The 6,441-nt window shown below is 43.5% G+C and carries 6 protein-coding genes; 1 reads left to right on the top strand and 5 read right to left on the bottom strand.

What is annotated here, in order from left to right:
- Positions 1 to 21: 21 nt before the first annotated feature.
- From B5D06_RS06840 to B5D06_RS06860, 5 genes are all read right to left on the bottom strand, one after another.
- Positions 22 to 864, bottom strand: coding sequence for a transglycosylase SLT domain-containing protein (locus tag B5D06_RS06840; protein ID WP_078737261.1), 843 nt, complete (start codon positions 862 to 864; stop codon positions 22 to 24).
- A gap of 21 nt (positions 865 to 885) precedes the next feature.
- A complete protein-coding gene (rlmD, locus tag B5D06_RS06845; RefSeq protein WP_078737262.1) occupies positions 886 to 2,313 on the bottom strand; it encodes a 23S rRNA (uracil(1939)-C(5))-methyltransferase RlmD in 1,428 nt (475 codons plus the stop codon).
- Between the two features lie 11 nt (positions 2,314 to 2,324).
- Complete coding sequence (gene glmM / locus B5D06_RS06850; protein WP_078737263.1) at positions 2,325 to 3,716, bottom strand: phosphoglucosamine mutase; 1,392 nt, start codon at positions 3,714 to 3,716, stop codon at positions 2,325 to 2,327.
- A gap of 116 nt (positions 3,717 to 3,832) precedes the next feature.
- The gene (locus B5D06_RS06855) at positions 3,833 to 4,462 is read right to left on the bottom strand and encodes a DUF4827 family protein (protein WP_078737264.1); all 630 of its coding nucleotides are present in this window, start codon (positions 4,460 to 4,462) and stop codon (positions 3,833 to 3,835) included.
- 13 nt (positions 4,463 to 4,475) lie between these two features.
- Positions 4,476 to 5,537 carry a DHH family phosphoesterase gene (locus B5D06_RS06860; RefSeq protein ID WP_159442702.1) on the bottom strand — a complete coding sequence of 354 codons (1,062 nt, stop codon included), beginning with the start codon at positions 5,535 to 5,537 and terminating at the stop codon, positions 4,476 to 4,478.
- A gap of 676 nt (positions 5,538 to 6,213) precedes the next feature.
- Between B5D06_RS06860 and B5D06_RS06865 the strand changes: the two genes are divergently transcribed.
- Positions 6,214 to 6,441, top strand: a 228-nt coding sequence (locus B5D06_RS06865; RefSeq protein WP_234989572.1) for a helix-turn-helix domain-containing protein, incomplete at its 3' end; no start/stop codon positions are given.

Here is a 6,441-nt window from a genome sequence, read left to right on the forward strand (position 1 = left end):
AAAAGATTGTAAAAAGGATTTCTACTCTGTAGCCCAAACTTCATCGGCATAACTTTGAGCATGCTTAAGTAGTTTGGTTATGTAATTAATAGTGTGCTTACCATTAAAACTCCCATATCGTATTCCTTGGGTCGAGTAATACTTCTTTTCCGACATCTTCAGGATATAGGGTACGACCTCCTCCCATTTTAGGGGATTTGCCCCATAGTACTCTGCCACCTTTTGGGCATCGGTAATATGCCCTGGACCACTTACATAGGAAGCTATTATAAAGAGCATCTTATCGTGAAAATCGGGAATCGCAGAAAAATATTTTTCTAACGACTGTATACAGCGGACAGAGGCATCTACCGCATTTTTGGGATTCTTAATTTGAGTTCGACTATATCCAAAGCGACGTGCGGTAGCAGGGATAATACCCATCAATCCTCCCCGTACAGAGGGGCGAAAGCCCGACTCAAGCTTTGCGATAGCTGCAAGAATAGTCCAATCCCACGATAATTTCTCGGCTCCTTTTATAAAAAGGGAGTCGTAAGAAGATATTTTTACCTTTTGTGTTGTAGGGGTTTCCCTTTCCAAAAATGTATAAGGGAAAAGAAAAGAAAGAGAGTCTTTTCGAAAATCGGGTACCTCTTTCCTCTGAAAGGCAACACTATCTTCTGCAGGAATAGTGGAAGTTTTTCCGAATCTATCAGAAGATTGATTTACGAACTCTGAGAAGTTTTTTCTATTAGCAGCAAGGGTACTCATGGGCAGTATCACTACACTTAGAGTCCCTAACAAAAGCAATCCCTCAGGCCAAAAAGATTTTAGCCCGAAGAGATTCTTTCTTTTCCAAAAATCTATTATCCATCTCTTCATCATAGATAATAAACAGTTAAACAATCACATATGTTCCAGTAAAAGAACATTTTCCACATGATGTGTATGTGGGAACATGTCTACAGGTTGTGAAACCACGGCTTTGTAGCCACCCTCAACCAGCAGAGCCACATCCCTTGCCTGAGTAGCAGGATTGCAACTAACATAAACGATGCGAGCAGGGGCTGTACGTAACAATGTCTTTATAACATCGGGGTGCATTCCCGCACGAGGAGGATCGGTTATCACCACGTCTGGCCACCCTTCCCGAGCAATAAAGTCATCAGTTAGCAGGTCTTTCATATCGCCTGCATAAAAGATTGTATTATCGATGCTATTGATAGAGCTATTGAGCTTTGCATCCTCTATCGCTTCTGGCACATACTCTATACCCACCACCTTACGAGCTTTACGAGCTACGAAATTGGCAATAGTACCAGTACCCGTATAGAGATCATAAACCACCTCTGTACCTTGCAGTCCTGCCAAATCACGCGCCACGCTATAAAGAGTGTAAGCTTGCTTACTGTTGGTCTGATAGAAAGACTTCGGGTCTACTCTAAAAGTGAGGTCTTCCATCTGCTCCTCTATATAAGGCTTACCGTGGAAAGTGTATACGTCGAGATCTCCGATTGTATCATTACACTTCGTATTAATGACGTAGAGCAATGAAGTTATTTGGGGAAAGCGGGTAATTATGGCATTTAGGAGGGTCTCCCGATCCTCTTTTGTCTCTTGTGCAAAAGCGACAAGTACCATTATATCGCCTGTCGAGGCTGTACGTATCATTAAGGTACGCATAACTCCCTGCTGCTCTCTAAGATCAAAAAAGGGATAACGCTCTATACGCTCCTTACAGAAATTCCCCACAAAATTGCGGATATCATCACTCAAATCAGAGCCTAAGTAGCAATGCTCCAAGTCTAAGACTTTATCAAACTTGCCAGGGATGTGGAAACCTAAGCCTGCTCGTTCTGCATCGGTCAGAGTATCGGGAAGAGAAAGCATTTCGGCATCAGTTATCCACCTGCGGTTACTGAATGTGAACTCCAACTTGTTTCTATACGAATAAACCTCCGTAGAGGGGAGTATGGGGCGATGCTCGGCAATAGGCACTTTGGCGATGCGCTCCATGGCATCACGCACTTGCGTATCTTTTGCTTTCAACTGTTCCTCATAGGGAAGATGCTGCCACTTACACCCTCCACAGATACCGAAGTGCATGCAGCGAGGAGTGATACGTATGATAGAGGGCTCTTTCAAGGCTACGATGCGCCCCTCTGCATAGTTCTTTTTCTTACGAACTATCTGTACGGAGCATCGGTCGCCAGGTACTCCGAAGGGAATAAAAATCACCATTTCATCCCAGTAAGCAATAGACTGTCCCTCCGCTGCAATACGATCAATAACAATATCCTCTAAGAGAGGCAAAGGTTTCTTATTACGTGCCACGCGTGCTCTGCTTATTTCAACAAACTCAAAACAACCTCTCTGAATCGATCGGCCAAATGATCTGCGGCTTCTTGCGAAGAGGCCTCGGTATAAATACGGATAATAGGTTCTGTATTACTGGGGCGAATATGCACCCAAGAAGATTCAAAATCTATTTTTACCCCATCAATGGTATTGGGTGTATGCTCTGCGTAGAGTTTTTCCACCTCATGCAGTAACGCCCGTACGTCGGTAGCCTCTGGAAGATCGGCACGTTGCTTGCTCATGAAATAGTCGGGATACTCGGCACGCAAGGCACTTACGCTCTTTTTCTTTTTAGCAAGAAGCGTTAAGAAAAGGGCTATACCCAAGAGTGCGTCTCTACCTGCATGGAGTTTAGGGAAAATAACCCCTCCGTTGCCTTCCCCCCCGATAAGAGCAGAGGTCTCTTTCATCTTGGTAACCACGTTTACCTCCCCAACGGCTGCTGCCGAATATACTCCACGCCCGTTTCTCTCGGTAACATCGCGCAAAGCTCTCGTTGAACTCAAATTAGAAACCGTATTACCCCCACCATGAAACTCTAATAAATAGTCTGCCACAGCTACCAAAGTATACTCCTCTCCAAAGGGGTCTCCCTTTTCATCTATGATAGCCAGTCTATCGACGTCTGGGTCTACCGAAAAGCCTACATCGGCTCTGTTTGTTCTAACCGTGTCTGAGAGCTCTGTCAAATGGTGAGGAAGAGGCTCTGGATTGTGGGCAAAATCTCCCGTAGGTTCGTCAAAGAGGGGGAATATAACTTCCACCCCCAATTTACGCAGTAAGTAAGGTACTGCTATTCCTCCAACGGAGTTGATACTATCGAAAGCAACTCGAAAACCTGCCGTGCGAATAGCCTCTACATCGACCTCTTCCAGCTCAAGTATCTTCTGGCAGTGTGCTTCGAGATAGTCTCCCGAGGTAACTACACCCATATTTTCTACCGTAACATAGGTGAAAGCCTCCTCCTCGGCAATAGCAAGAACGGCTCTGCCCTCTGCATCGGAGAGAAACTCTCCATTACCGCCCAAGAGTTTTAAGGCATTCCACTGCTTGGGATTATGGCTTGCCGTTATGATAATACCTCCTTGAGCCTTATACCCTATTACAGCCATCTCGGTAGTAGGGGTAGTAGCAAGGTCTATGTCTATCACATCGCACCCAATAGCTACTAGCGTACCTGTAACGATACGACGTACCATATCTCCAGATATACGAGCATCTCGCCCCACCACAATAAGCGGTTTTTCCAAACCAGATTGCTTTTTTATAAATGTAGCATAAGCTGCTGTAAAGCGAGTTATGGAGAGCGGATTCAATCCCTCCTGTACAGAACCTCCTATGGTACCTCGAATACCAGAAATAGATTTTATTAACGACATGATTTATTTACAAGATCTTTCACCCCTCCTTTAACCCTCTTCGGTCTCGAAAGGGCAAAGAGAAGATAAGTTTATATCTTATGGTATCTAATGATTGGGCTACCCAAAAAGCCCTATCAAAACTTTGAAAACTCGTAGCGCACCTCTTCGCAAAACATAGAAATACCCGCCTCATAGTTCATCTCTGGACCTATGGAAAATGGTATAATCAAGCGCACTTTAGCCCCGTTGCCCAAGAGACTCATAGGGAACGCAAGCCCCTCGCACATGAGGGAGTTCAAACTTGAGGAGGGCGCAGATGGCAACTTTATAAAGTGCAAAGCCCCTCTATTGTACCGATCTACATACAAAAACTCTGTGTCTTGATAGCCCCCATTGGAGAGGTTGTCAAAAGAGAATTCCTTTTTCTCTTTGAACATGTACCCTCTCATGCGCACATTAACACGCGTCTTCTCGGGAATAGCAAGCTCCCCCCCTTTGTCAAGTACACACATATAGAGGTTGTTCCTAAACTTGTAGTAAACATCGGGTTTAAACTCTTGCTGTCCCTCTCTCGCTTCTTCTACCGTAATGCCGTTGGAGCGAATAAAGTTATCAATAGCCTTTTCCTCTTCTCGAAGCAGTTCCGTCAAAGATTTTATCTCTTTCTCTTTCTTGCACGATAAGAGTAGCGGAGCAAAAAGTATAGAAACAAAGAACAGTATGGGGAATGTTCGTTTCATTTTCAAAGCAATAGAAGCATTCATAAAAACTGTATTATCATTTATTTTGTGCAGTGTGATGTTCTCTCATGTAGGCAAGAAAAAGAGCCACAGCCTCATCCAAAGTAGCACCTGGCATCTCTCCGCCCGAAGCATTTTTATGTCCTCCACCTCCATAGCAGTGGCGGGAAAGCTCATTAACAGGGATATTCCCGACAGATCGCAAGGATATCTTAATCCCCTCATCTACCGTCTCTCTAAAAAAGGCAGAGCAGGTTATACCCTCGATATCCAAAGGTTTATTGACCATACCATCCGTATCTCCAGTAGAAACCTCAAAGTGCTCCAACTCCTCCAACGAAAGAGTAAAGTAAGCAGCATTAATATCTCTGCATACTTGCACCTTTTCATAGAGGATATACCCCTCAAGACGTTGACGTTTCTCCTTAAAGTTATGAAAGACTTTGTCTATAATCAAATCTTTATCGGCACCACAGCGCAAAAGAGCTGCGACGAGCTCATAAAGTTCGGGAGAAGAAGAATTGTGATTAAATAGCCCTGTATCGGTCATAATCCCCGTTAGAAGGGCTGTCGCCACCTCCTTAGTAATAGCACCAGCATCTTTTGTTCCTAAATACAGACGTGCCAATACCTCCGCCGTAGCCGAGGCTTCGGGACAACTCCACTGCCAATCAAACTCATCAAAGGGATCTAAGTGATGGTCTATCATAAGTACAGGAACAGTGTGGAGAGACAAGGCGCGACGCAAACGCTCTTCAAGATTTTTCCCTACTCGATACAGAGCGTTGAAATCGAGGCATATAAACAAATCGGCACTCCTTAGAGCCTCATCAATCTGATCGCCATGCTCTTCTTCTAAAAGTATATGCTCTACCTCTGGCAACCACAAAAGATTGCTCGGTACACTACCCGACATAACCACAGAAGCCTCTATACCTTTTTGCTCCAAGATAAGGCGCATGGCAAGCGTACTTCCTACCGAATCTCCATCTGGAGATCTGTGCCCGAATAAAACTACTCTATGCGCTTTTTCCAAAAAGGCACTTAATTTCTCCCAAGCCTCTCGATAGTTTCTGTTAGATACTGTTATCATAGTCATCGGGGCAAAAGTAGTACTTTTTACGCCTTCTATAAACATATCGAAAGAAAAACACCTAATTCAAAGAGACAAATCTCCTGCATCTCAAAGTATACACTACCGTACAGGAAGCCCGCTTTACAGGCTACTTTAGATGGGGGAAAACTTATGGCATCTGTCCAAAGAAGAGAGCTTTATAGGGCTTATGATAGTTTTAGAGAAAATATCCCTCTGCAAAAAAATTCCATCCTCCTAAGCAAAAGTTCAAAAGCACCAAAGAAAAAGTTGTTTTTCTCTGGAACAATTCTCTATTTGCAGATTGCATATATATATTTTCAAATTGAATATACATATATGCAGATTGCAAATACATATATTTAGATTGCAAATATAGAATTACTCCTAAGCAAATCAATTTATACTACTTAACGAACTGTTTTTTGCCTCTATCTGAATAAGTTTTTCTCAAAACTCTCCCCCCTCGTCAACTGCTCCAATTTCTTTACATCTTCTTTATGCTGATATACCTAAGAAAAGAATTTGGTGCTACATCGAGGAATATTTCTCCAATGCTCTAAAGTTTGATCCCATATCAGTGGTGTATTTTCCAGTAGTAAGTGCAACGCAAATAGAAAGAATATCCCCAGAGGGGCTAGCCCCTCTGGGGATGGGCGTCAAAGATTATATTTGCGTGAATATGAAAAAATACAACCATTTGAGCCGAGAGCAAAGGTACACAATAGATCGGCTACTACAACAAAAGAAATCTTATTCTTTCATCGCTCAAACCATTGGTGTCTCAACCAGCACCGTCTCTCGAGAAGTCAAACGCAACAAAACGGCAAGAGGAAGATACTCCTGCCATGCAGCACATATGTATGCTACAGAGCGTAAGGAGTGGCGTTGCTATCCGAGGAAATTCACG

Source organism: Porphyromonas circumdentaria, assembly GCF_900167105.1.
Taxonomy (GTDB): Bacteria; Bacteroidota; Bacteroidia; order Bacteroidales; family Porphyromonadaceae; genus Porphyromonas; species Porphyromonas circumdentaria.

Excerpts from the sequence above, each read along its gene's own strand:
- glmM (WP_078737263.1), bottom strand. The coding sequence starts at position 3,716 with ATGTCGTTAATAAAATCTATTTCTGGTATTCGAGGTACCATAGGAGGT.
- B5D06_RS06855 (WP_078737264.1), bottom strand. The coding sequence starts at position 4,462 with ATGAATGCTTCTATTGCTTTGAAAATGAAACGAACATTCCCCATACTG.
- B5D06_RS06840 (WP_078737261.1), bottom strand. The coding sequence starts at position 864 with ATGATGAAGAGATGGATAATAGATTTTTGGAAAAGAAAGAATCTCTTC.
- B5D06_RS06860 (WP_159442702.1), bottom strand. The coding sequence starts at position 5,537 with ATGACTATGATAACAGTATCTAACAGAAACTATCGAGAGGCTTGGGAG.